This window comes from Leptolyngbya sp. Cla-17, assembly GCF_016807185.1.
GTDB lineage: Bacteria > Cyanobacteriota > Cyanobacteriia > Leptolyngbyales > Leptolyngbyaceae > ULC077BIN1.
In genome coordinates this window covers 1,549,505-1,572,886 of record NZ_JAEVYN010000002.1, presented here as the reverse complement: position 1 = coordinate 1,572,886, position 23,382 = coordinate 1,549,505, and the positions used below count along the sequence as shown (strand labels likewise).

Sequence of the window (23,382 nt, the reverse complement as noted above, 5' to 3'; positions counted from 1 at the left end):
AAAAGAGGAGAATGTTAAAAACATTCTCCTCTTTTTGTTTTATCCAGCAATCGGATGTTGAGACTACTTTAACAATCTCCGTGCTTTGATTGCCTCGCCCACATTTTTCGGCTGGCAGTAGCCTCTTTTCTAGAGAATTTCCTAGGTCAAGCGGTTATTGGAGGGGAATTTTCCCATCGACCTTCTTCGATCGTGAGGGCTTTGTCCAAAAATGTTTCTGCTGTGGTTTTGGGGTGTTTGCCATCCGGCAGGCAACTCACTGCCATGTTGCCCATGACGTTGATAGTCGTGCGACAGAGATCGAGAAATCAGTCCATCGTAATTAAAATTTCGATGTATTCTCAGATTGCGATCGCGCTTGTGTTGGCGATCGTTTTAGATGTTGCCCTTCGTCTTAAAAATCCCAGCCTTTACAGCGATTTTCAAGTGAATAGACCGCAGTGATTGAACCAACTGAGCGCGTCATTTTCGGTGATGTAGTGGACCGCCTCCGTCATAGCTTGGTCGAGGGCTTCACGGGTACGAGCCGCTTTGGAACGCAGGAACTGCTTGAGTTTCGACCAGCACAGCTCAATGGGAGATAAGTCTGGTGAGTAAGGAGGTAAGAAGACCACCTGTGCGCCCACCGCTTCAATGGCACTGCGAACTGAATGAGCATGATGGACTTTGAAGGTTGTCCATGACCACAATTGCTCCTGTCCATAATTGTGGGGCAAGAACGTCGCAAACATAACTCAAAAAGGCTGATGTATCGACACTGCCCTCCAGGGTCATAGAGGCAATCAAACCATCGAGACTCAGTGCCCCAATGAGTGAAACGTTTGTGCCTCGATTGCGAGGAACTGTATCGACTGCTCGTTGTCCTCGTAAAGCTCGTGCAAACAAACGCACCATGCCTAGATGAATGCCGGCTTCGTCGATGAACACCCAGTTGCGCACATCCACCGGCTCTAGAGTGCGACGGTACTCATCTCGCTGCTCCCGCACTCTAGGAGAATCTTGCTCACTCGCGTACAGTGTTTTTTTACGGGGCAGCCTCAAGCGTTGCAGCGCTCGACACATGGTAGGTTGACTCACTTTAATTCCTTGATGTGCTTCTAATTGCTCACACAGTTCGTCTAGATGGATGTCAGGTTTGTGCTCAACCCACCCTTGCACTAGCTTCAATAGTTCTCCATCTATCGTGGGAGAAAGGGTTTCTCCCCTCTGTTTGGCTTCTCTTTGCCCACTGCTGCGATACCGACGAAGCACCCGTTTGACAAAACTTTGACTCACTTTGAATCGTTCGGCCAGTTGAGCTTGGGTTCCTTCTTTAGCCGTCCAGGCATCGATCACGCGCGTACGTAAGTCGGTGGAGTAAGCAACAGGCATTTCACTGCTTTAGTAGTTTTTCTATCGATACCTTACCAGAAAGAGCTGATTACCTGAAAATCGCTGTAAAGTGCCAAAGTTGCTAAATTTCTAGCAATTCTCTCTAGCTGCTACTAGCGATCAGCCTGCAAAGAGCTTTGGATTATTTGAGCGCTTCTACAACTGACGATACATTGAACTAATGTATCGAACAAAAGAGTATGGAAACAACTGAAGAGACAGCGTCCTTGAAACGAGTGTTTGGCTTAACCACACTCGTCATTTATGGCGTTGGTGATATTCTTGGCGCTGGCATTTATGCCGTTGTGGGCAAAATTGCCGGACTTTCTGGTGGTCTCGTCTGGGCTTCTTTCATGGTAGCAATGTCAGTTGCTGCGCTCACTGCCTTGAGCTATGCCGAACTGGGTAGCCGCTTTCCGGTCAGTGGAGGCGTTGCTTCCTTTGTGCATCGAGCGTTTCGCACCGACTGGCTCTCCGTCATCGTCGGTTGGCTGATGTTTTGCACCTGCATTGTTTCGATGGCGACCCTCTCCAAAGCATTTGCAGGCTACTTGATCACGTTTGCTCCTATCTTTCCAGCGTGGTTAGTTGTCCTGGCGCTGTTTTGTGGTCTGGCGTTGATCAACTTTCGAGGAATGGAGGAATCTTCAAGCCTCAACATTTTTTGTACGACGCTTGAGGTTTCAGGGCTTCTTGTCGTTATTTTTGCATCAGCCTTTTTTATCAGCGGTGGTGCAGCCAGCAATGCCGCTGCGACAGCCCCTGTAGTCAGTGGTCAGACAATCGGTTGGATTGCCATTTTTCAGGGCGCAGCACTTGCCTTTTACGCTTTCATTGGCTTTGAAGACATTGTGAATGTGGCGGAAGAAGTCAATAATCCTGAGCGCAATGTACCAAGAGCCGTTTTGTTATCACTCGGGATTGCTGGAGTTGTTTATATTCTCGTTTCCTGGCTTGCCACTCAAGTCTTGAGTCCTGCAGAACTTTCTGCCTCCGGTGCGCCGCTGCTGGATGTCGTTCGTCGGGCACAGCCGAATTTTCCAGGCGTTGTGTTTACTTTCATTGCTTTATTTGCAGTACTTAATACGGCTCTGCTGAACTTTATTACGGCTTCGCGGTTGCTTTTTGGGATGTCGCGTGATGGGTTGCTGCCTGCCTGGTTTAGCAAACTACACGCAACACGCGCAACGCCTTACCGCACAATTATTGTGATTTTGCCGATCGCCATTTTTCTATCGCTGTCAGGTACACTGCAATTTCTGGCGGGCACCACCGCAACGCTCATTCTTGCCATGTTTTGTTTGGTGAATCTGTCGCTACTCATCATTAAACGTCGGGAAGGTAATGCTGAAGGGTTTCAAGTGCCGTCATTCATTCCAGTATTAGCGTTTGTTTCCAACCTTGTGCTCATCGCCTTTGCATCAAAGGAAAGCCACCTCTTGGCAGCCGCCTTTACAGGTCTAGGGTTTCTTCTCGTCTTGGTGCGGAAAGCCTTCATGAAACAAGATGCTACCTAGTTCCAGTTGCGTGAATATTAGCATTCAGTTGGTTTGGGAATGAAGGTAGCGACAACAGTTGCCACAAATGACCACAGCGCAAACTGTTGGCTTCTACGTCAAACCCAAACGCACTGATCAAAAAGCTCCAGAGACAGTCCTGTGTTTTGCGATAATTCGGTCATTCTTGGCAAACGACCCATCTCAGCGAGGAACATATTGAACAGTTCAAAAGGCGCATCAAAATGCTAATGAAATTATGCTGTCATCACTGGAGTCAACCTCAAAATATCGCGGGAGTAGAGAAGCGGCGATCGCGGCAAGCGAACAGTGAAGGAGCAATCTCCTTGTAAGGCTGGGGAATTTGCAGTTACAGCGATCTCTAAATTTTTTCGATATAAATTTTTCTCTTAATAGTAAGCCCCGGCAAAATGCTGGGGCTTTTCGTTTCACTCATACAAAGGAGCTTATGCGCCAACGGCTTCTTTGGCAGCGTAGAGAACTTCAGCAGTGATCACTTCGATGCCGCGATCGCGGGCAAATTTCTCAGTGTTGCGCTTCACCTTGCCGCGCACAAAACCAGGGATTTTGTTCAACTCGGCAGTACCGTCCTTGCTCCAGTTCATGTCGGAATCGGCAGACATCCCCCGCGTAATCACTTCCTTAGTATCGTGACCACCAAAAATTTCCAGCAGGTGATCTTCCATGCCCAAAGTGAAGGAGTTGTAGATTAAATCCACAAGCTGGTTGGTGCCTTCATATCCAAGAAATGGTTTGTAGCCAATTGGGAAGTTTTGCACGTGAATTGGGGATGAAATCACGCCGCAGGGAATATCCAACCGCTTACCCACATGGCGTTCCATTTGGGTACCAAAGATGGCAGAGGGTTCCACACGGGCAACCGCATCGCCAACGATGCCGTGATCATCGGTGATAATCACTTCGTCGCAATAGCCGCTGACCTGCTCCCGGAACCACTCTTCGTCATATTTGCAGAAGGTGCCAGCCCAAACAACGTGAATTCCCATTTCGCGGGAAAGAATCTTAGTGATGGCGGCGGCATGAGTGCTGTCGCCATAAACCACTGCTTTTTTGCCCGTCAGATTTTGGCAGTCAATCGATCGTGAGAACCAGGCAGCTTGAGAAATATTCAGGGTTTGATTTTCGATGTAGTCATTGTAATCAACCGCCCCACCCTGAGCATTAATCACTTGCTGAATTTTGCGAATGCAGCGTGCCGTTTCCACCACGCCCATTGGCGTAATGTCGATGTAGGGCATGCCAAATTCTTGCTCTAGATATTCCGCCGTCATCATGCCGAGTTCGCGATAGGGCACCAGGTTAAACCAGGCTTTGGGCAGATTTTTTAGGTTGTGAACGGACGCACCTTCGGGAATGATGTCATTTACCTCAATGCCCAAGTCTGCCATCAGCCGTTTTAGCTCGGTGCAATCGTGGTTATTGTGGAAGCCCAGAGTGGAAATGCCGATGATGTTAACGGAAGGCTTCTCGGTTTTAGCTGTAGCGATGTCGCCTTTTTTCCGTGCTTTTTGAATGTAGAACTGGACGATTTGATGCAGGGTGCGATCGGCGGCTTGCAGTTCGTTGACGCGGTAGTGGTTTACATCCGCTAGCAACACATCGCCTTTCGCTTCAATTTGGGCGCGTTGGACAAAGTTTTCCAGGTCTTCTTGCAAAATGCTGGAAGTGCAGGTAGGAGTCAGCACAATCAAATCGGGATGTTCTTCGGCATCTTTGCGAACGATGTTGTCTACCACTTTTTCTTGGGAACCACGCGCCAACACATGGCGATCGACCACGCTGGTGGTAACTGGGGTAAAGTCTTTTTCCCGGGACAACATCGATCGCATGACGTTGAAGTAGTCATCGCCAATGGGGGCATGCATGATGGCATGGACGTTTTTGAAGGAGGTGGCAACGCGGAGAGTGCCAATATGCGCTGGACCTGCGTACATCCAATAAGCCAGTTTCATAAGGTGCCTTTTTTAGAAAGTGGGGAGTGAGAGCTAGAAGTTGGGGCTAAACAAGTCTCTGCTTATTGATTGTCTCAAAGACAGCGAGAATATCAACAAATATTTGAGGTTTTTCTGATTATTTAAGATCAATAAGCAAATCAGGTAAAACCTTTTATCTGAAGAGTTTATAGGAGTTTTGATTAGATTGAATATGAGGCATTCTTTGACATGATTCTTATTGCACTTAGTTTCTCTGGTGGAACGTAATCGAAAACTTGCAGGAATTTAGAGAGGAAGTTTTTTTATCGGTATAGGGCAATCTCAAAAGTTTTTACCCAAATATTGGCACGAAGGCATCAGAGAGTGTTTGTAAATAAGCATTGCGAAAGTATTTACGAAATCCGGTTAAAAAGCGTACTAATACGGAATTGAGTAGGGGAGTATCATTTAGCAAGATGAAAAAGGTACTCTGTCCATGCCTCGACCCCGCACTCAAATTAGCCCTCATCTAGACTACGCAGATCTAACTCAGCGGTATGTTCAGTGCCAAGATGCTGGCGAGAAAAACCGTTGGTTGGTGATTCGATTGCTCAGTCATCCAAAGACTCCGATGAGCATCGAACAAACCGCTGAGATTTGTGGACTCAGTTGTAGTGGAGTGCGGAAAATTGCCCGTCGCTACAACGCCGAGGGTGCGGTCGGACTAGTCAATCGGCAACGCTTGAACCCTGGGGGCAATCGGTTGGCTTTAAGTGATGAACAGCAACGGCTATTGCGGCAACGCTTACAGAGTGCCCCGGATGATGGCGGACTCTGGAGTGGACCGAAAGTTGGGGAGTATATCGAAACCTACTTTGGCATTTGCTTACACCCCTCAACAGCCTGGAAGTATCTACGACGTTTGGGGTTGAGCTTGCAGGTGCCGCGTCCGGTGCATCATCAAAGCGCAACCCTTGAGCAGCAAGCAGAGTTCAAAGCAGGATTAGCAGGTCATGTGGCGTGGTTGCGCTCGTTGTTTCCCAATCGGGAGATTGTAATTTGGGCGGAAGACGAAGCTCGATTAGGCTTGCAACCCATTGTCAGGCGGGTTTGGGCACCCATAGGAGAACGCCCATCAGCGCATCATTCTCGCCGCTATCAATGGGTCTACACCTATGGTTTTGTCCATCCTGCCACTGGAGCGAGCTACTTCCTTTTATTGCCCCGTGCCAATGTCTCCATGATGCAGATGGCGTTAGAGCTATTTGCGGCTCAGGTCAATCCCCATCGTCAGCAGTTGATCATTCTATTGGTTGATCAAGCCGCGTGGCATATGAGCCAAAAACTTCAGGTGCCCCCCGGCATTTTCTTCTACCCGCTATTGCCCTATACCCTCCAACTGCAACCCACTGAATGTGTCTGGTCTTTGCTGCGCGAAGCAATCGCTAATCAAGTGTTTGACAATCTTGATGCTTTAGAGGATGTCTTAGTCAAGCGGTGCCAATGGTTGATGCAGCATCCTGTGATAGTTCAAGGCAAAGTGGGCTTTGATTGGATTCAAGCAATTTAATCTGGTCAAAAAGTACTGCCTTCCGCAATTCCGTATAAGAAGTCAGAGTTGAGTGAGGTTAAGGCATGGGAGCACTTAAAACCTACAGCAGTGATTTAACCGATGCCGAGTGGCACAGAATTGAGCCTTTGTTACCCACAGGAAAACCTGTAGGACGATTGCGGGAAGTAGATTTACGGCAGGTGTTAGATGCTATTTTCTACCGGGTTGAAAATGGAGTGAAGTGGCGCAACCTACCGGCGGATTTTCCAGCATGGCAAACGGTGTATGGTTACTTTCGATTGTGGGTGCGTTTGGGGATATGGGAATCGATTAATCGGTAGTGCGTCAAATCTTGGTGGGTCGAGTAAAGTAGAGAGACCTTTACTCCCAAGCATGACCTATGGAATGTCGGCTCTGTGGTCATCCCAGTACCCATAAACATGGCAAAGCCCCAAACGGTAGCCAGCGGTATTTTTGCCCCCAATGCAAGCAGACGTTCAATAGAACTCTTGCGTGAATCAAGAAGAGAGCGAAAGTTCACAGTTGATGATCGCCGCAATCAGGTTGAAGCGCAACCCGAAGCGCTTGCGTCGATTTCGATAGCGTTCAGCCAGAATCCGAAAAATCTTGAGCTTGCGGTTGACATGCTCAGCGACTACTCGCAATCGGGCTAGATTTCGGTTGTGCTGCCGCTCAGCTTTGCTCAATTTGCCTTTACGGGGCTTTTTGGTTGGAGTGCAACTACAGGGGTGTAGCGTTGCCATACCCTGATAGCCTCTGTCCGCTAAACACAACTGCTCCGGCAGCATCGGCAGGCGATGGAGCTTGAACAAGCGAAAGTCATGGACTCGCCCTTTGCCAAAGGCTGTGCAGATAATCTGTCCAGTCGCTTGATTGACTACCACTTGAGCTTTTAGGGTATGCCGCTTTTTCTTGCCGCTGTAGTAGCCTCGCTGTTTTTTTGGGGACGCTCAATGGGGCTTTCAGTCACATCCACTGCCACTACGCTCCAAGTACTGGCATTCTGGTAGAGTTGCTTTTTGCCGGGTAGCCGAAACTGGTCTGAATTGGTCAATAATCCTTCCACCTTTTGAATCAATCGACATACGGCTGACTCGCTCATCCCCCACGTGGTGGCGATATGAAACTGTGTCCGGTATTCTCGCCAGTATTCAAGTACGACCAACAATTGGTCTTCTACGCTTAATTTGCACTGTCCACCCCGTTTTCCCCTGCGGTCAAGATCGGGACGCAATATTGCTACCATCTGCTCAAACGTTTCAAGGTGAACCCCACATCGACGTTTGAAAGCTCCGGGTTTAAGTTGGCTAAGTTGCTCGTAGGTCATAATATCCTCCTCCTTGACCTAGTTCTAGCTGCTTACATACATTCACGCAAGAGGTCTATTGAACGATTTGATACCCTGTACTATTATCGCCATGTGAGTGAAGAGCAAATCCGGCAAGTCCTACAGGCACATAGCGAGGGCAGCAGTCTGCGAGGCGTTAGCCGCACGAGTGGACTTGCCTACAATACCGTTGTGAGCCTGGTTCGTGCCGCTAGTCAGCAGGCTCAATTGGTGCATAATGCTGAAGTTCAAGCGGTCGAGACGCAGGAAGTCAGTGCAGATGAATTGTGGTCATTCGTCGCAAAAAACAAAAGCAATGTCTCCCCGGTGAATTAGAGGTAGGGGACTGCTGGATTGGTGTGAGTTTGGCTGATTCAAGTGGATTGATTTTAGCCGCACGAGTCGGAAAACATACTGATGACTTAATTGAAGAGTTGGTTGTCAGCAGTGAGGGAAAGACAGTCTGTAAACAATGGAATAGCGATGATTGGGGAGGCTATGAACGAGTATTGCCCCCCGAAATCCTGCACTACATTGGCAAAGACAAGACGCAACGGTTAGAGCGCACCAATGGCATTGTCAGGCAGCAAACTGGGCGTTGGCACCGCAGGCAGAACAAGTTTGGCAAAGTATGGGCACAAACAAAAGTAACGACCCGATTAGTGGTGAGCTACTTCAATTGGATTTGGTCACATAGTCGGTTGAAGACAACAGCAGCCCAACGAGCGGGATTGACATTGCAACCCTGGGCTTGGCACGACCTTCTAACCTATCCCACCATCATCTGAAGCACAACCGATTAATCAGGCTTTAGTCCACCAGGTCCGACGCTCAGCAGGACGAGTAGGAGAACCCAGTTTGGGCATCATTGATAGCCAGTCAGTCAGATTGGGAGAAAAAGGGGGGAACACATTGGCGTAGATGGCTTCAAAAAGATCAAAGGGCGAAAACGAACGATTGTTGTCGATGTCTTAGGAATGGTGCTCAAGTGTCATGTGGGGGCTGCCAACCAAGCGGATGTCAAAGCAGCGCCTTGGGTACTGTTTGGGGTGATTGAAACCTACGAACGAATCGTGAAGATCCTAGCAGACCAAGGCTATCGAGGAGATCTAGAAATTGATTTGTCAGTGGTGTATGGCGTTGAGTTGGAGGTGGTTGAACATCCAGGAAAGGGCTTTTCAGTCCAGCCAAAGCGATGGGTTGTAGAACGGACTTGGGCATGGCTCGAAAATTGTCGAGGACTCACGCGAGACTATGAACGGTTGAGCGAGAATCATCAAGGGATGGTGTACATTGCCATGATTCGGTTAATGCTGCGACGACTAGACAATAATCGCAGACGGTGGAAACAAGAAACTGCTTAACACTGATTTACAAACGTCCTCTAAGGGATGATTTTATTCTCCTGAGTAATTCAGGCAAGATTAGGCAATCTAAGCAGGAAGGTCAGAACAATCTGAAGGCTTTGGCGTAGCCCAACTAGGAGATTCGCGATGCATGTTTAGAGTTTATGAACTGGAACTAAGGGACAACTGTGTATTTAGCCTAGCGTTTTCTGCGGCTAGTGCCATAGCCCAAAATGCCACCCAGCAATCCCCGCGCGATCTTTTTACCAGGCGTGCCGCCAAAGGCTTGAGCCGCACCTTCTGCCAGATTCATCAACAGTGTTTCGCGATCCTTTGCTAATCGTGCTTCCTCTCTAGCTTGAGCTGTTGCTTCTTTTTTCAATTGCTTTTGTAATACCGCAGCTTGACGAGCTTCTTCTTTTGCCTGGACTGCTGCTTCCTTAGCTGCTTGTTTCTCTAACTCAGCCTGGGCTTTTGCTACTTTTGTTGCTTCTGCGACTTGAGTGGTTGACTCCGTTTTTTGTTTCAGCAGTTCATAGGCGGATTCGCGATCGCTGAGTTTTTCATAATGTCCATACAGCCCTGAGCTTTGGACAATGTGCTGACGTTGAGCAGGTGTAATCGCACCAATCTGGCTACCGGGTGGAATGACGAAAGCCCGTTCGACAATCGCGGGTACGCCATTCTCTTCTAAAAAAGAGACCAGCGCTTCACCGACGCCTAGTTCCGCGATCGCTTGCTCCACATTTAACCCAGGATTCGCCCGCAAGGTTTGCGCGGCTGCTTTCACTGCCTTTTGATCCAGCGGTGTGAAGGCGCGCAGCGCGTGTTGCACCCGATTGCCCAATTGACCCAATACTTTCACAGGAATATCCGAAGGGTTTTGGGTGCAGAAGTAGACACCGACACCCTTTGAGCGAATCAGTCGTACCACTTGCTCTACCTTGTTGAGTAAAGCATCAGGGGCATCCGTAAACAGCAGATGAGCTTCATCAAAAAAGAACAGGAGCCTTGGCTTTTCAACATCGCCGACTTCAGGCAGTTGCTCAAATAGCTCCGACAGCAGCCACAGCAAAAACGTGGCATAGAGTTTGGGCGCTTGCATCAGCTTGTTTGCTGCCAAAATATTGACCCTGCCGTGCCCGTTGTCATCGGTCTGCATGAAATCCATGAGGTTCAAGGCTGGCTCACCAAAAAAGCGATCACCGCCCTGCTGTTCTAACGTCAGCAAACCCCGCTGAATGGCTCCCACACTGGCAGCCGAGATATTGCCATATTCGGTTTTGAACTCCTTGGCGCGATCGCCGACATACTGCATCAAAGCACGGAGATCTTTCAAATCCAGCAGTAGTAATCCCTGATCATCTGCGATCTGAAACGCAATGTTGAGCACCCCTTCTTGCGTGTCATTTAGATTGAGCAACCGCGCCAACAGCAACGGACCCATTTCAGAAATGGTCGTTCTTAATGGGTGTCCCTGTTCCCCAAACACATCCCAAAATGTTACCGGACAAGCTTCATAGATAAAATCAGTGATTTCAAGCTGCTGAATTCGCGCTGCTACTTTAGTCGTTTTCTCACCCGCCCGACTGATACCCGACAGATCTCCTTTGATGTCGGAGACAAAAACAGGCACCCCGCTTTGGCTAAATCGCTGAATCATCGTTTGCAGGGTCACCGTTTTGCCTGTGCCCGTCGCGCCTGCAATCAGCCCATGCCGAGTTGCCATAGGCAACAATAGGACGCATTCTTTGCCGCCGTTTGTATTACTTTTGGCGATCGCCAGGGAAGCAGACATGAGGCATAGGCTCCTGAAAAGGATATCTCGTTTATTCTACATAGGCTTGCTTGCCCACTATCGCAACAAGGTGTTTATGTTCACCCTTGAGGTTCCAGTAGTGGAAAGAAGTGCCCGACAGGTCCTTGTCCTTTGCCGATCGCCAGTGAATATTTGAGGGCAGTGGTGACGTATTCTTTGGCAAGACAAGTGGCAGTGAAAGCATCTTTACCCAGCGCCAAATTTGCCGCAATCGCGGCCGAGAGGGTACAGCCAGTACCATGGGTATTTTTCGTATTAATTGTTTCCATCTCTAAGATTTGCAACGTCTGCCCATCCCACCAAACATCGACACCGCAGAGATTTCCAGTCATGCCGCCGCCTTTGACCAATACAGCCTTTGCACCAAGCTGATGAATTTTTTGTGCCGCAATTTGCATCTCTTCCAGAGTCTGAATCTCCATATTTGCCAGCATTTCGGCTTCGTAACGATTGGGCGTAAGAACGATCGCTAAAGGAATCAGGGCAGTCCGCAGGGTGGCGATCGCGTCATCATCAATCAATTGTGCTCCCGTGCGCGACACCATCACCGGATCAACGACTAAGTTTGAAATACGCAATGTTTGAATCTGTTTCGCTACAGTCGCGATAATCTCCTGATTCAGCAACATTCCTGTTTTCGCAGCCTGTACACCAATATCGCTGACCACCGCTTCCATTTGCGCCGCGACCGATTCTGGCGGCAATGCATCCACCCGCGCTACACCCAACGTATTCTGCGCCGTGACGCACGTGAGGGCGCTAGTCCCGTGTACTTTATGGAACGCGAAGGTGCGTAAATCTGCCTGAATGCCTGCACCGCCGCCACTATCGGAACCCGCGATCGTTAATGCAACAAAAGGAGTCATAAGAATTGGAAGTTTTAAGTTTTGTTTACGTAGCGTCCCCATGGGAGATATTTTGAGTTGGAAGTTTTGAGTTCAAAGATTCATCACCGTACCTCGAACTTCGTAGCCCGCACTTCGATCCTCTTCTCGACTTTCGCACAATCCGTCTGTTCTTGGCGTTAAGATCAGAGTAACTGTTAAGAATTGCAAATTACGATGAAACTCACCTGGATCGATCTAAATAGCTGGATATTTGAGCTAGCTGGAAAAACAATCTTGGTCGATCCGTGGCTGGTTGATCCGCTGGTATTTTATGGGCAACCATGGCTGTTTACGGCGCATCACACTACGCCATTAACCATTACGCCGGAGACACTGCCGCCGATTGACTTAATTTTGCTGTCTCAAGGTGTGGATGATCACTGCCATAGACCCACCATGGAAAAGCTCGATCGCGCCATTCCGGTCATCGCATCTCCCACTGCTGCCAAAGTGGTGAAAAGTTTGGGCTATCAGCAGGTGACGGCGATCGCTCCCTGGCAAGACACAGTTATTGCGGATAATCTGCAAATTACTGGCGTACTAGGTGCTGAAATTCAGCCTGGACAAGTAGAGAATGGCTATCTGCTTAAAGATTTGACAAGTGGCGAAGCGCTTTACTACGAACCCCATTTTTCACCTTTGAAGGATCTAGCAAAACTGGGACGAGTCGATGTGGCGATCGCTCCCGTAATTGCCCAAATCTTCCCTGTCTTAGGGCAAGTGATTATGGGTGCAACGGAGGCACTGCAACTGATTGAAACTTTGCGCCCTCGGTATTTTCTGCCCACCACGCGAGGGGATGTTCGCGCTACAGGACTTTTGCAGATGCTGATTAAATCAGTCGGCAGTGAGGCAGAATTTCGCGATCGCTTAATTGCCTCCGGTAGCCTAACCCAACTTCTGATCCCTCAACCGGGCGAAACCTTTGACCTTGCAGGATCGATTCAACCAGCGGCAGCAGTGTAGTCAACTACCTAGGATGAACACTGTTTAGCTCAGAGCTTTTAGGCTGGAGGCTGTAGAGAATCGCAAATCCAGCAATGCTACCGAATAAATTCATCATCATGTCGTAAATCGTATCGCTATAAAAAGCAGCGAATCGGGCTTGATCAATTGGGCTATCCTGAATTCGTAGAAAAAACTCTAAAAACTCATTGATGTTACCTAACAAACAGGTGAAGCCTACAACAAAAACTAGGTTTTGAAAACGGTTCAGCCGTCGCCAAACACCTGAAAGAAAGGGTAAAAAAAACAGCACTAGCACCGTTGCCCAACAGAAATGTTCTAGCCGATTAATTAAAGTAAAATCCCTTGGGATGAAGCCATTAATTCCGAACCATTGCACCAACGTTTCAGCAGGTGGATATAGCAAAATAGCCGTTAAATAAAACTGATGCTCGCGATTGGATAAAGCTGATTCTAGTCGAGTGAACCGAAATAGAAAAAACAGGCTATATAGGGTTCCAACCATGAGTCCCCAAGCAAAGAAGAGGTGAAACGAAAACAGCGTTAGGCTAACAGAAAAAACCAGCCAGAAAAAATTAGACTTTAAAACCTTCGGCATAACTTGCTAATTAGACAGTGCTTTGCAAGCAACACGGTCAACCTCAAATATTTCGCAACTTTACAGAACCTTCTTGAAGTGGCATTTCTTACGGGAATCGATTCTCCAGTAGGATGATGAGTGAGAAATCGAGAGCATCCTACCTTTGTAGCCCTCACCTAAGTTCAAATGACTACGCCTACCATGATTGACTCGACTCCTGAATCTGTGCGTGCCCTGTTCGATCGCATTGCTCCCATTTATGACCCACTAAACAACTGGCTCAGTTTGGGTCAGCATCGCATTTGGAAACAAATGGCGGTCAAGTGGAGTGGTGCTAAATCGGGCGACACCTGCATTGATGTGTGTTGCGGGAGCGGAGATTTAGCACAGATGCTAGCGGAACGGGTAGGCAATGGACAGGTCGTCGGCGTGGATTTTGCCACAGAGCAACTTGCGATCGCCCGTCAGCGGGTGCAAAACCGCCATCTCACCTTGCCAATCACCTGGATAGAAGGAGATGCCCTGAACTTGCCTCTGCCCGATAATCACTTCGATGCCGCCACCATGGGCTACGGGCTGCGTAACGTGGGCGATATTCCCCGTGCCTTGCGAGAACTTCAGCGCGTGCTTAAACCGGGAGCCACCGCTGCCATTCTCGATCTTCACCGACCCACAAATCCGCTAGTGAGAAACTTTCAGCAATGGTACTTGAACACCATTGTCGTCCCCCTTGCCAGCCACTATGGCTACTCCAACGAATATGCTTACCTCGCTCCTAGCCTCGATCGCTTTCCCACCGGGCAAGAGCAGCGAAACCTCGCCCTAGAGGTAGGGTTTTCCACCGTTACGCACTATCCCATTGCGGGGGGTACGATGGGAGTATTGGTGATCACGAAGTAATTTTGAGTACCGATAATCTTCAATGCCTCCTCTGGATTTTTCCACTCTTTGGCTGTTTGTTGCACCTCCTGTCGTTGGCGGAATTATTGGCTATTTCACCAATGACATTGCCATTCGGATGTTGTTTCGTCCCTATACCGCGAAGTATTTTTTAGGGCGAAAAATTCCATTCACTCCGGGCTTAATTCCCCGCAACCAAGAGCGGTTAGCAAAGCGTATTTCTGACACCATCATGGGTTCTCTGTTGACTCCTGATGAACTGCAAAAATTGGCGCGACGATTGCTGCAAACTGAGCGGGTGCAGGGCGCACTGCTCTGGCTGCTGAAACTAGCGTTGGATCAAGTGGAAGCCGATAAACAGCAGAAAACAGCAAAAATTTTGGCTAACGTTCTGCAAGATTTGTTTGGACAATCTTTACCTCGCCTGTTGAAAGTGTTGGCGCGACAGGAAGATTTTTTAGAGGCACAACTGAATCAGATTTTTGATAAGGTGCTGCTGGAGTTTCAGCTATCCGATGAGCAAGCCACCAAGCTGTCAGACTGGAGCTTGAATGTGGTGTTGCCTCCCGATGTTTTGCGGCAGGCGCTGATTGACTTTCTCACAGATCGCAACATTCAAGTGATTGATGAAGGGTTTCGAGAGAAAACCAGTGGCACCTATTGGGTTGTTGCAAATCTGTTCGGTAGCCGCAACGCTTTAGCCCGGCTCCGCACCTTTTGCCTGGATGAACGCGAAGAGTGCAACACCAGACTGAGAGAGCTAATGACCTCGCTGAATGTGCGATCGCGCCTGAAAGAATGGCTGCAAAACCTGTCTATGCAAAACTTGCCTGTGTCCACTGTGCGTCAATTGCGTAAAACTCTGCGTGATACGGTGCGCGACTATGTGCAAGAACAGGGATCAGATTTCCTAGAAGAATTAGGTAAATCTATCGAGTGGGACAGCCTTGCCAGTTTGATCTTAAGCCGCCTACGAACATCGCCTGTGGTGAATGAATCGCTGCAAACTGTCAGCTTGGAATTAGCGCTGATTTTGGAACGCTACCTAGAGCGAGATTTGGAAGTGATTGTGGCACAGGCTATTCCCATCCTCAACATTGATCAGGTGATTATTGATCGGGTGAAAGCGACCTCTGCTGCTGATCTCGAAGCAGCAATCAACGGCATTGTTCGAAGTGAACTACAGGCGATCGTCAACTTGGGCGGCGTTTTAGGGTTCGTGATCGGTTTGTTTCAATCCGCTTCACTGTTGTTGAGGTAACAGGAAGCAATTGGGTCAGTAGCTGTACAAGATTAAGTGCCATTGTCACCAGCTTGAACGTAGCCAAAACTCACAGTGAAGTCTGCCGCATGGCTTTCCACGCTTTCTCATATTGCTCCGTTGTCGCTTTAGATAAGGGCTGCAAAAACTCGCTGGCTTTGACCACTGTAGGATCGGGAAATAGCGCTGGAGCACGGCGCAGTTCTGTTGGCAAATCAGCAAGAGGTTTACCAAACAACATCGGAGATGCGCCCCAAGTGAGCAAAGAGATCTGCTGAGCGATCGCGGGTTGTAGACAAAAATTTAGCCACTCCGCCACGATGGGTGAAACAGTTGGTTTCACTGCCGGACGCACCCACATATCCGCCCACAGTGCGGTTCCCGATGTTGGAACGACAGCAACAACGTTGGGCGATCGCTGCCCACTTTGCAGCACATCTTCCGACCAGCCCACCGACACCCAGGTATCCTCTAACAAGAGCGGCTGGAGATAATGGGTAGAGCTATACAACTTTGCTTGCTGATTCAGCGCCCGTAGCTCAGCATCTAGAGTCGCCACCGTTGCTAGATTTTCAGTGTTGTAAGACTTGCCTAACTTTTTTAGGGTTAGCCCAATGACTTCTCGGGACTGATCTAATAAAGAAATCCGTCCCTTCAGCTCGGGTCGCCACAGGTCTGCCCAATCTGTAGGAGGTTGTAGACCTTGCTGCTTGAAAATATCTTGACGGTAAGCTAATACAGTGGTGCCCACCCGATAGGGTACTGCCCACACCTTACCGTTCGCATCGGGCTTTCCCGCCGCATCGCGAGTGACCAGCGCTCTCCACTGAGGATTTTTCAATAGCTCCGACCCGCCCTCTACCATGGCAGCATCTAAAGGAGCCAGCAGCCCTTGAGAGATCGCCCCAGAGAGCCAATAGTCGCCCAAGGTCACTAGATCAACGGGATCGGCAGTGGCAGATTGACCAATGAAGGGAACCCAACTTGGCACTGCGAATCCACTCGATTTTTCAGAATTATTCGGAGAACCTGAATCATTCCAGGCTTGCAACAGAGTAAAAAGCTCCTGTAATTGACGATCTGCAGCATACTCCAATTTCACTCCTGCCGTCTGCTTACGAAACTCATTCAGCATTTGTGGTGGAACAGACCCCTGTAAGGCGCGAATTTGCAACGAAGCCCCTTGTCCCGCTGCACAACCTTCTAAGATTACGCTCAGGCTACTGATCGCAGCTCCAATTAATAGCGATCGCCGACTAACTATAAATTGTTCTTCCGTCATTCCTATGTTGCCTGGTGAACCTGCACATCTTCCTCCCCACTATTTTGACATCATTACCTCTTCCATCGAAAAGCATCTTGGCTAAGCAATTTGCTTCAAATGAAATGCGATCGCGACCAACCTCCTACGTTGGATTTTGGCTTGGAGATTCAATTGTCCCCTTTACAGGTGTGTGTTGTTCCACGATGCTCTACTGAACCCGGAGGAGGGCGATCTCAATATTTAAGTGCCTACAATCGCCTTACCCCAATTAACAAGAATTGCCAGCGTCAGGTTTCTTTACATTGCCACTATGACGTTTTTTTGGAGGTTTCTTGGGGTCAGGTTTAGCTTGTTTACTCTCATGTGGAATTTCATTAGTTCCAGAAGGTGTTTTCCCTTTGTCCCGATTATCAACTTCATCAGTCAACTGACATTTCTCCTTTCTCAGAGTCTTAGGAGCTATCTCTTCTGCTAACTGCTCTATCTCTTTTAAATCATTTGCATCATTAGTGATCGCCTGAGATACCTTTTGATTTTTAAGATCCTTAACATTTGTAGGAAAAGGTAGCTGTGACTGAGCGAGTGCTTTTAGTAACGCGCTATCTATGACAGGTAGCTGTGGCAGATCGAGTGCCTTTAATAACGCGCTATTTATGACAGGTAGCTGTGACTGAGCGAATGCTTTTAGTAACGCGCTATTTATGGCAGATAGCTGTGGCAGATCAGTCAATTGTCGCATTTTGTCGTAGTAAGCTTGCTTATCAGCAAATGCCTCTTTATTAACAGCCTCAACAGCGATCGCATCCGTCTCCTCAATTGATCTCGGATTAATTTTAACCACCAATCTCTTCTTAGCCATTTTAAGAAATACCTGAGTCGGATACATCCAAAATGGTTGGTTTACCTGCTCATAAAACTCGTATCTCAATTCTAGATGCGGGGAAATAGTTTCTCCTTTTTCTCCAGTCCACCAATCTCTCTTCTTCTCTCCAGTGATAAAAATAACTGGACTAGATTCTGTTTTGGCAAAATCTAATACTTGTTTCCAAAGGGTAAGATCACCATATTTTCGTTCATCCTCTTTTGCTTTAGCATCCTCAAATCCGGGCGGCTGTCCACGACTGTATCTTTCTTCACCTTCTCTATAAAGTTTTTGAAGAGCCGTTCCATCGTAACGATTTCCAACCTTCCCATCGAATAAGGAAAGTATTTTATCCAAAATATAATCTTCATTGGGATCAATTGGTGGATGAGAATTAGCAATTTTTTCTATCTTTTCCCTCAAATATTTCTCAACTAAATCAACTGACTCAAGATAAGAGTCGTGCTCACCAAAAAAAGACTCTATCTCTGAGGCTATAACTCTTCCAGTTTGTTTAAGCTGTCCTCGTAGAGATTGAAAACTTTTTTGTTCATCCTTCCACTTTTTAACTATTTTTGAAGCCTCCTGAAAGGAGGACGCTTCTGACCTGATGGTGCTCTCGCGATTCTCAAGAAACTCATTGGCTACTTGATAAGGTAACCAAATTCTGTTTTGAAGACGTTCTAATACCAGTAAAAAATCTTCTGACGTAGTACGTGATACTCGATACAAATCTAGGAGAAAGTTGGTGTCAAAAACAAAAGTGGCATCTTCCCAGAGCTTGGCAAAGTCAGCTTCGGATGGGCGAAGTCTCCAAGAAAAAAGATTTTTCATACACTCTAGTTACTTGTAGACTTCCTAAACTTTGCTCATCACAGCACGGTTGCTTCAAGGCTACTGTCCTAATGAAGTGAAAGACGTTATGACCGATGGATCTTCTTCAGTTCACTCTAACTGGATTATTGAATACGTCGATGATTTGCTGTTTTGCCCAACTGAGATGATTAGTCTCACTTTTCTACAATTTTGGGAATAGAGAATCCCGGTTTCTCGCCTGAAATTCTTGTAGCTTGATCTGCCCTTCTCGCAACTCAGCGATCGCGCTGGCATAATTAGCTCAAGCACGATCGCGCCTTTGCTTCAACGATAGCTTCTGCATGGTTGACCTAACTGCGATCGCCGGGATTGAGAAACGGTTCTCCAAAGAGAAGCACGATCGCCCCAGCAATTCGTAATTTATTCGCCAACAAGCTAAAATCTGCCAAAAGCACGGAGTCTTGACAGATTTTACATGATGGTGCCACGTCCCCTGAAACGCCCATGGTCATCCCCTAAATGGCTACTGTATCTATTGGTAGGAATGGTGCTGATGGGTATTTTTTTGCGCCTGTCCAACCTGGAGCAAAAGCCCTACTGGTTGGATGAAACCTACACTCTGCTGAGGGTTTCCGGCTACCCAGCAAAGGATGTGGTGCAAGATTTGTATACCGGGCAGATGATTCACGCAGGGGATTTTGGCAAGTATCAATCCCTGGCAGCACCCAAACCCGCGATCTTCACCATCACCGGACTTGCCCAAGAAGAACCCCAGCATCCGCCGCTGTATTTTTTGCTGGCAAGGTTATGGTCACAGGGCCTCGGCAGTTCTAAACTTGCCATGCGTGGGCTATCAGTCATCGGTAGCTTGCTAGCATTTCCAGCGATTTACTGGCTTTGTCTAGAACTTTTTGCAACGCCGCTGGTAGGCTGGTTTGCGATGGCGCTGTTGGCAACTTCCCCCGTCATGCTGCGTTATGCCCAGGAAGTGCGTCAGTATGGTCTGTGGTTCGCCCTGCTCTTAATCGCCTGCGCCTTACTGCTGCGATCGCTCCGCAAACCGACTGCAATCACCTGGAGTCTCTACACGCTCACTGTGATCATCGCCCTCTATTGCCACCTGTTGACCTTGCTGGTGATGGCAGCGCATGGGCTGTATGTGCTGATCATGGAACGCTTTCGACCGACGCGATCGCTGCAAACCTATGCTGTCTCCATAACAGTCAGCCTGGTTATTTTTTCGCCCTGGCTCTGGCTGGTTTGGCGCAATCAAGCGGTTGTGTTGCACACTACTCAATGGGCACGCCAATCCTTTCCCCTGGAATTGTTTCTCCTGGGGCTGGGTACTCATCTATCCAATGCGTTTTGGGCGTGGCATCTCAGCTATTCCCCGATTGTGATCTATGCCGTGATTCCCGCCATTGCCTTGATTGGCTATGCGCTGTATTTTTTGTGCCGCCATACCCCTCCTCGAATTTGGCTGTTTGTCTTGCTGTTGCTAGGTACTACGACACTCCCGTTTCTCCTGGCAGATGTTTTTTTGGGGGGTAAACGGAGTTTGAGCGAACGCTATTTTTTGGTAGTCTACGGGGCGCTCTATTTGGCAGTGGCTTACCTACTTGCCTGCCGCACAAACCCAAAGGCACACCCCAAAAGAAGCAAGTTGTGGCAATTGGGGACTGTCCTGCTGCTATCGAGCAGTCTGGCATCTTGTATAACGGCTACGTTCAGTCCTACTTGGTGGGGGTGGTCGGAGTTTGATGTAGAAATTGCCGAGATCGTCCATCAAGTGCCTCAGCCGCTTGTGATTTCAGATATGCCTTTGGGAAGTGTTATGCCGATCGCTAGTCAGCTACATCCAAATGTTGCAATGATTCTGCTGGATGAATTGCAGCCAGAACAGCGCGATCGTCTGAAGATCCCCACTGGGTTTAGCCATATTTTTTTATATCAGCCGACCAGAGAACTATTGAAAACGATGCAAGCTCAGGACTACGAACCCAAGGAAGTTTATTCTTTTCAAGATCCAGGAACGACCCTGCAAGTTTCCTTGTACCAGCTTGGAAGTTAGCCCTAGCGTATATAGATTGCTGCCGAGTGTTCTACAAGGCTTGAGCCACAGCTTTTAGCTCAAAGATTTTTTCCAAAACCTCTTCTACTACCTTGTCAGGCGTGGAGGCACCAGAAGTAATTCCGATCGCGATCGGACCTTGAGGCAACCAGTTTTCAGCCACTTCCAAATCACGATGCAGCGGCTTGTGTTCCACTCGATTTCCTGCACCAATCCGGCTAGCACTGTCGATGTGATAAGAAGGAATGCCTCGCTCAACGGCAATTTCCTGCAAATGAGTCGTGTTAGAGGAGTTATACCCCCCCACCACTACCATCAGATCAAGTTTATCTTCCACCAGCCCAAACATGGCATCTTGGCGCTCCTGGGTGGCATCACAAATGGTGTTAAAGCTAAGAAAGTGATTGTTTAACTGATCGGGACCATACTTTCGCATCATGGTATGTTCCAGCAATTTGCCGATTTGTTCGGTTTCGCCTTTGAGCATGGTTGTTTGATTGGCAATGCCAATGCGCTCCAGATCGCGATCGGGATCAAAACCTTCCGAATGGGAACTACTAAACTTAGTGAGAAACTCCTCGCAATCGCCACCATTGAGAATGTAGTTTGCGACGTATTCTGCTTCTTGCAGGTTCAGCACAATCAAGTAGGTGCCTGCAAAGGAACTGGTAGCAACGGTTTCTTCGTGATTATATTTGCCGTGAATAATCGAGGTGTGGCTAGCTTTCTTGTGTTTTTCTACTGTGTTCCACACCTTAGAAACCCAGGGGCAAGTCGTGTCTACAATTTTGCACCCCTTCTCGTTCAAAAGCTGCATTTCTTGAACACTGGCTCCAAAAGCTGGCAAAATGACCACATCGCCGCCATCAACAACCGAAAAGCTTTTTTCTCCGTTCACCACTTCAATAAAACTCACATCCATATCGCGCAATCGCTGATTCACAGAGGGATTGTGAATAATCTCGTTAGTGATCCAAATGCGCTGAGTCGGAAAGTGAGTCCGGGTTTCGTACGCCATTGCCACGGCGCGCTCAACTCCCCAGCAAAATCCAAAGGCTTCTGCCAAGTGAATTGTCACTTCGCCGCGCTGAAGCTTGTAGCCATTATCTCGAATGTGCTGAATTAAGTTGCTTTGATACTCGTTCTGCATCTGCCCAGACACTTCGGCTTCATGCCCAAAGCCTTTGCGGTGATAATTGTCCGAATTGTTGAGCGATCGCTTAAACGCTTTAGTATCCATTCAACCCTTATCCTCACGGTGATTCATTCTTAGCTTTAATTTTCCCTCATCTTAGCCTCGTGTGATCCTGATAAACTTAATCCATTATTGAATAGACGGTGATCGGGACTATGCCGATTTTGCAAAAGAATTTCCTATTGTGCCTGGCAACTTTCGCTCAAGATTAATACTGCTAAGTTCTAAGCCGTTGAGTATATGGCTTTTTGGGTCGTTTTCTTGTTTGCATATTCAAGGATTAGTATGACTATGCTACAGCGGCGATTTGTCGTGGCAGCTATAGTTGCTAATCCTGTACCAACTTTTGACACGTCATTAGACACCCCTCGACCATGCACTCTGATAGCTCTAGTTTGCCGGATCAACCCACTATCTTAGGATTTGATCCCGGTCGTTTGAAGTGCGGCATTGCAGTGATGGGGGTTGACCGAATCCTAAAGTATCACCAAGTGGTTCCTTCCGCAGAGGCGATCGCCGAGATCACGACGCTGCGCCAGACGTTTCCAGTTTCTTTACTGATAATGGGAAACCAAACCTCCTCCAAAGATTGGAAGCTGAAACTTTCAGAGGCATTTATAGATCCACTGCGGATAGTGATGGTTGATGAGCGGAACAGCACCTTAGAAGCCCGCGATCGCTATTGGCAAATGTATCCTCCAAAAGGACTTCTGAGTCTAGTTCCCCAATCTCTTCGCACTATTCCTCGCCCGGTGGACGACATCGTAGCAATTCTCTTAATCGAGCGTTATTTAGAACGGCTCGTAGGCCAATGATTGATCACTCACACTTCGCCCCGAATCGTAAACGAATAATCGCCACCGGGTTCCAACTGATAATCTTTTTGCTCTAGAAACCGCCCTAATGGTTCCTTAATTAGGGCTCTGCCCAAAGATGGGTGCACAGACAATTCACCCAACCGAAAACACCATTCAAACTGCCACTCAAACTGATTCGCTCGAACTTCACCCGCCAGCGTGCCTTGCTGCCAAGAGTAGCGAGTGATCCGAACATAGGCAGTAGTTTGGGGAAGACGTTTAACCACAAAGTTCTAAAAAAAGGGCTGACTATCTAATCGGCGATGACTTTGCTAGTTGAGCCTCAGACTCGAATATCCACAATACCAAACCCTTAGGAATTTGCGTTAGCACCACTACGTTACCGTTGTTGCCCAATCGTCCGGCTACTCGTTGAGCAGTTTCTAAAGTGGGAAAGTACCGAAAGTAACTGTAAAAATTTCCTTGGTACTGAATGGCACTGATGGGGGATGACAAGTCAGGTAGGGTAATATGACAATTCTTAAATAGCTTGCGATTAATAATAGTCGCAACCTGACCAACAACGTAACCTTCAGGAGAATTATAAGCAGGCATAGGTTTGACGCGATCGCTCAATTATGAAATCTGAGAATAATAAAACTTTTCTTAAGACATAACCTCAGACTACAGAATGTCTAGCAACCGCATCAACAGTAAATTACACAGTTCATTCAGCTAGAAATCTGTAGCATGAGTCAAGTTTCTTAGAAAACATACGGATTAGGCAAGACAAGGCGAGGATTCTATTTTTAGCTAGTGATTGGAAAACCTTCTGTCATCCGAGAGAATGTTCTTCCAACCCCAGTGAAACCCACTCAGGTTGAAGTACAAAATCT

22 protein-coding genes and 2 pseudogenes are annotated in these 23,382 nt (G+C 47.9%); 12 read left to right on the top strand and 12 right to left on the bottom strand.

The annotated features are described in order from the left end of the window. Positions 1-201: 201 nt before the first annotated feature. Positions 202-444, top strand: a complete 243-nt coding sequence (locus JOY44_RS18360; RefSeq protein ID WP_171575028.1) for a hypothetical protein — start codon at positions 202-204, stop codon at positions 442-444. Here JOY44_RS18360 and JOY44_RS32885 read toward each other — a convergent pair. Together JOY44_RS32885 and JOY44_RS18350 are read right to left on the bottom strand one after the other, a co-directional pair. Then, positions 423-731 carry a transposase gene (locus tag JOY44_RS32885; RefSeq protein WP_415881117.1) on the bottom strand — a complete coding sequence of 103 codons (309 nt, stop codon included), beginning with the start codon at positions 729-731 and terminating at the stop codon, positions 423-425. The two genes, JOY44_RS18360 and JOY44_RS32885, sit on opposite strands and share 22 nt — an antisense overlap. Continuing rightward, positions 631-1,371 (bottom strand): IS630 family transposase, encoded by a 741-nt coding sequence (locus tag JOY44_RS18350; RefSeq protein WP_171575026.1) that lies wholly within the window; start codon positions 1,369-1,371, stop codon positions 631-633. The genes JOY44_RS32885 and JOY44_RS18350 overlap by 101 nt, the downstream gene beginning before the upstream one ends. A gap of 200 nt (positions 1,372-1,571) precedes the next feature. Here JOY44_RS18350 and JOY44_RS18345 point away from each other — a divergent pair, with 200 nt between their 5' ends. Further along, on the top strand, positions 1,572-2,888 hold the full coding sequence (locus tag JOY44_RS18345) for an APC family permease (protein ID WP_171575025.1): 1,317 nt from the start codon (positions 1,572-1,574) through the stop codon (positions 2,886-2,888). A gap of 446 nt (positions 2,889-3,334) precedes the next feature. Here the strand turns inward: JOY44_RS18345 and bchB are convergent, their stop codons facing one another. After that, positions 3,335-4,861, bottom strand: a complete 1,527-nt coding sequence (gene bchB, locus JOY44_RS18340) for a ferredoxin:protochlorophyllide reductase (ATP-dependent) subunit B (RefSeq protein WP_171575024.1) — start codon at positions 4,859-4,861, stop codon at positions 3,335-3,337. A gap of 457 nt (positions 4,862-5,318) precedes the next feature. Between bchB and JOY44_RS18335 the strand changes: the two genes are divergently transcribed. The 3 genes and pseudogenes from JOY44_RS18335 to JOY44_RS31520 all read left to right on the top strand — a co-directional run. After that, positions 5,319-6,392 (top strand): IS630 family transposase, encoded by a 1,074-nt coding sequence (locus JOY44_RS18335; RefSeq protein ID WP_171571797.1) that lies wholly within the window; start codon positions 5,319-5,321, stop codon positions 6,390-6,392. Between the two features lie 65 nt (positions 6,393-6,457). Continuing rightward, the gene (locus tag JOY44_RS18330; protein ID WP_171575023.1) at positions 6,458-6,715 is read left to right on the top strand and encodes a transposase; all 258 of its coding nucleotides are present in this window, start codon (positions 6,458-6,460) and stop codon (positions 6,713-6,715) included. Between the two features lie 59 nt (positions 6,716-6,774). Next, positions 6,775-6,882 (top strand): annotated as a pseudogene (locus tag JOY44_RS31520) (transposase-like zinc-binding domain-containing protein); the annotation flags it as partial. Between the two features lie 10 nt (positions 6,883-6,892). On the opposite strand, the gene JOY44_RS18325 reads toward JOY44_RS31520, so the two are convergent. Beyond that, positions 6,893-7,722, bottom strand: a protein-coding gene (locus JOY44_RS18325; protein ID WP_415881116.1) for an IS5 family transposase whose coding sequence is annotated in 2 segments (ribosomal slippage) — positions 6,893-7,332 and positions 7,332-7,722 — 831 coding nt in all. Because the reading frame shifts where the segments join, the coding sequence is not laid out codon by codon here. A gap of 39 nt (positions 7,723-7,761) precedes the next feature. Here JOY44_RS18325 and JOY44_RS18315 point away from each other — a divergent pair. Beyond that, positions 7,762-8,510 (top strand): annotated as a pseudogene (locus tag JOY44_RS18315) (IS1 family transposase); the annotation flags it as partial. A 99-nt stretch (positions 8,511-8,609) separates the two neighbouring features. Then, a complete protein-coding gene (locus JOY44_RS18310) occupies positions 8,610-9,086 on the top strand; it encodes a transposase (protein WP_307822071.1) in 477 nt (158 codons plus the stop codon). Between the two features lie 181 nt (positions 9,087-9,267). Here the strand turns inward: JOY44_RS18310 and JOY44_RS18305 are convergent, their stop codons facing one another. After that, the gene (locus tag JOY44_RS18305) at positions 9,268-10,866 is read right to left on the bottom strand and encodes a helicase HerA-like domain-containing protein (protein WP_171575019.1); all 1,599 of its coding nucleotides are present in this window, start codon (positions 10,864-10,866) and stop codon (positions 9,268-9,270) included. Positions 10,867-10,946: 80 nt separating this feature from the next. Continuing rightward, positions 10,947-11,753: a bifunctional hydroxymethylpyrimidine kinase/phosphomethylpyrimidine kinase gene (thiD, locus tag JOY44_RS18300; protein WP_171575018.1), complete on the bottom strand. Its 807-nt coding sequence runs from the start codon at positions 11,751-11,753 to the stop codon at positions 10,947-10,949. Between the two features lie 195 nt (positions 11,754-11,948). Between thiD and JOY44_RS18295 the strand changes: the two genes are divergently transcribed. Further along, entirely contained in the window at positions 11,949-12,740 is a 792-nt protein-coding gene (locus tag JOY44_RS18295) for an MBL fold metallo-hydrolase (protein ID WP_171575017.1), read from the top strand. A gap of 4 nt (positions 12,741-12,744) precedes the next feature. Here JOY44_RS18295 and JOY44_RS18290 read toward each other — a convergent pair whose 3' ends face one another. After that, positions 12,745-13,338, bottom strand: a complete 594-nt coding sequence (locus JOY44_RS18290; protein WP_171575016.1) for a hypothetical protein — start codon at positions 13,336-13,338, stop codon at positions 12,745-12,747. Between the two features lie 168 nt (positions 13,339-13,506). Here JOY44_RS18290 and ubiE point away from each other — a divergent pair, with 168 nt between their 5' ends. Next, on the top strand, positions 13,507-14,220 hold the full coding sequence (ubiE, locus tag JOY44_RS18285; protein WP_197985553.1) for a bifunctional demethylmenaquinone methyltransferase/2-methoxy-6-polyprenyl-1,4-benzoquinol methylase UbiE: 714 nt from the start codon (positions 13,507-13,509) through the stop codon (positions 14,218-14,220). A gap of 22 nt (positions 14,221-14,242) precedes the next feature. Continuing rightward, positions 14,243-15,481, top strand: a complete 1,239-nt coding sequence (locus JOY44_RS18280) for a DUF445 domain-containing protein (protein WP_197985552.1) — start codon at positions 14,243-14,245, stop codon at positions 15,479-15,481. A 70-nt stretch (positions 15,482-15,551) separates the two neighbouring features. Here the strand turns inward: JOY44_RS18280 and JOY44_RS18275 are convergent, their stop codons facing one another. After that, complete coding sequence (locus tag JOY44_RS18275; RefSeq protein ID WP_197985551.1) at positions 15,552-16,763, bottom strand: extracellular solute-binding protein; 1,212 nt, start codon at positions 16,761-16,763, stop codon at positions 15,552-15,554. A 250-nt stretch (positions 16,764-17,013) separates the two neighbouring features. Beyond that, the gene (locus JOY44_RS18270) at positions 17,014-18,441 is read right to left on the bottom strand and encodes a PIN-like domain-containing protein (RefSeq protein WP_171575015.1); all 1,428 of its coding nucleotides are present in this window, start codon (positions 18,439-18,441) and stop codon (positions 17,014-17,016) included. Positions 18,442-18,976: 535 nt separating this feature from the next. On the opposite strand from JOY44_RS18270, the gene JOY44_RS18260 reads away from it, so the two are divergent. Beyond that, positions 18,977-20,494, top strand: coding sequence for a glycosyltransferase family 39 protein (locus JOY44_RS18260; protein ID WP_171575013.1), 1,518 nt, complete (start codon positions 18,977-18,979; stop codon positions 20,492-20,494). Between the two features lie 31 nt (positions 20,495-20,525). Here JOY44_RS18260 and JOY44_RS18255 read toward each other — a convergent pair whose 3' ends face one another. Next, complete coding sequence (locus JOY44_RS18255) at positions 20,526-21,734, bottom strand: 4-hydroxy-3-methylbut-2-enyl diphosphate reductase (RefSeq protein ID WP_171575012.1); 1,209 nt, start codon at positions 21,732-21,734, stop codon at positions 20,526-20,528. A gap of 329 nt (positions 21,735-22,063) precedes the next feature. On the opposite strand from JOY44_RS18255, the gene JOY44_RS18250 reads away from it, so the two are divergent. Then, positions 22,064-22,504 carry a pre-16S rRNA-processing nuclease YqgF gene (locus JOY44_RS18250; RefSeq protein WP_171575011.1) on the top strand — a complete coding sequence of 147 codons (441 nt, stop codon included), beginning with the start codon at positions 22,064-22,066 and terminating at the stop codon, positions 22,502-22,504. A gap of 8 nt (positions 22,505-22,512) precedes the next feature. On the opposite strand, the gene JOY44_RS18245 is transcribed toward JOY44_RS18250, so the two are convergent. Both JOY44_RS18245 and JOY44_RS18240 read right to left on the bottom strand, forming a co-directional pair. Continuing rightward, positions 22,513-22,773, bottom strand: a complete 261-nt coding sequence (locus JOY44_RS18245) for a DUF3146 family protein (RefSeq protein WP_171575010.1) — start codon at positions 22,771-22,773, stop codon at positions 22,513-22,515. Positions 22,774-22,795: 22 nt separating this feature from the next. Next, positions 22,796-23,101: a hypothetical protein gene (locus JOY44_RS18240; protein ID WP_203032053.1), complete on the bottom strand. Its 306-nt coding sequence runs from the start codon at positions 23,099-23,101 to the stop codon at positions 22,796-22,798. Positions 23,102-23,382 lie beyond the last annotated feature (281 nt).

Excerpts from the sequence above, each read along its gene's own strand:
- ubiE (WP_197985553.1), top strand. The coding sequence starts at position 13,507 with ATGACTACGCCTACCATGATTGACTCGACTCCTGAATCTGTGCGTGCC.
- JOY44_RS18295 (WP_171575017.1), top strand. The coding sequence starts at position 11,949 with ATGAAACTCACCTGGATCGATCTAAATAGCTGGATATTTGAGCTAGCT.
- JOY44_RS32885 (WP_415881117.1), bottom strand. The coding sequence starts at position 731 with ATGTTTGCGACGTTCTTGCCCCACAATTATGGACAGGAGCAATTGTGG.
- JOY44_RS18270 (WP_171575015.1), bottom strand. The coding sequence starts at position 18,441 with ATGAAAAATCTTTTTTCTTGGAGACTTCGCCCATCCGAAGCTGACTTT.
- JOY44_RS18250 (WP_171575011.1), top strand. The coding sequence starts at position 22,064 with ATGCACTCTGATAGCTCTAGTTTGCCGGATCAACCCACTATCTTAGGA.
- JOY44_RS18240 (WP_203032053.1), bottom strand. The coding sequence starts at position 23,101 with ATGCCTGCTTATAATTCTCCTGAAGGTTACGTTGTTGGTCAGGTTGCG.
- JOY44_RS18330 (WP_171575023.1), top strand. The coding sequence starts at position 6,458 with ATGGGAGCACTTAAAACCTACAGCAGTGATTTAACCGATGCCGAGTGG.
- JOY44_RS18335 (WP_171571797.1), top strand. The coding sequence starts at position 5,319 with ATGCCTCGACCCCGCACTCAAATTAGCCCTCATCTAGACTACGCAGAT.
- JOY44_RS18275 (WP_197985551.1), bottom strand. The coding sequence starts at position 16,763 with ATGACGGAAGAACAATTTATAGTTAGTCGGCGATCGCTATTAATTGGA.
- JOY44_RS18345 (WP_171575025.1), top strand. The coding sequence starts at position 1,572 with ATGGAAACAACTGAAGAGACAGCGTCCTTGAAACGAGTGTTTGGCTTA.
- JOY44_RS18305 (WP_171575019.1), bottom strand. The coding sequence starts at position 10,866 with ATGTCTGCTTCCCTGGCGATCGCCAAAAGTAATACAAACGGCGGCAAA.
- JOY44_RS18260 (WP_171575013.1), top strand. The coding sequence starts at position 18,977 with ATGGGTATTTTTTTGCGCCTGTCCAACCTGGAGCAAAAGCCCTACTGG.
- bchB (WP_171575024.1), bottom strand. The coding sequence starts at position 4,861 with ATGAAACTGGCTTATTGGATGTACGCAGGTCCAGCGCATATTGGCACT.
- JOY44_RS18255 (WP_171575012.1), bottom strand. The coding sequence starts at position 21,734 with ATGGATACTAAAGCGTTTAAGCGATCGCTCAACAATTCGGACAATTAT.
- thiD (WP_171575018.1), bottom strand. The coding sequence starts at position 11,753 with ATGACTCCTTTTGTTGCATTAACGATCGCGGGTTCCGATAGTGGCGGC.
- JOY44_RS18350 (WP_171575026.1), bottom strand. The coding sequence starts at position 1,371 with ATGCCTGTTGCTTACTCCACCGACTTACGTACGCGCGTGATCGATGCC.
- JOY44_RS18290 (WP_171575016.1), bottom strand. The coding sequence starts at position 13,338 with ATGCCGAAGGTTTTAAAGTCTAATTTTTTCTGGCTGGTTTTTTCTGTT.
- JOY44_RS18280 (WP_197985552.1), top strand. The coding sequence starts at position 14,243 with ATGCCTCCTCTGGATTTTTCCACTCTTTGGCTGTTTGTTGCACCTCCT.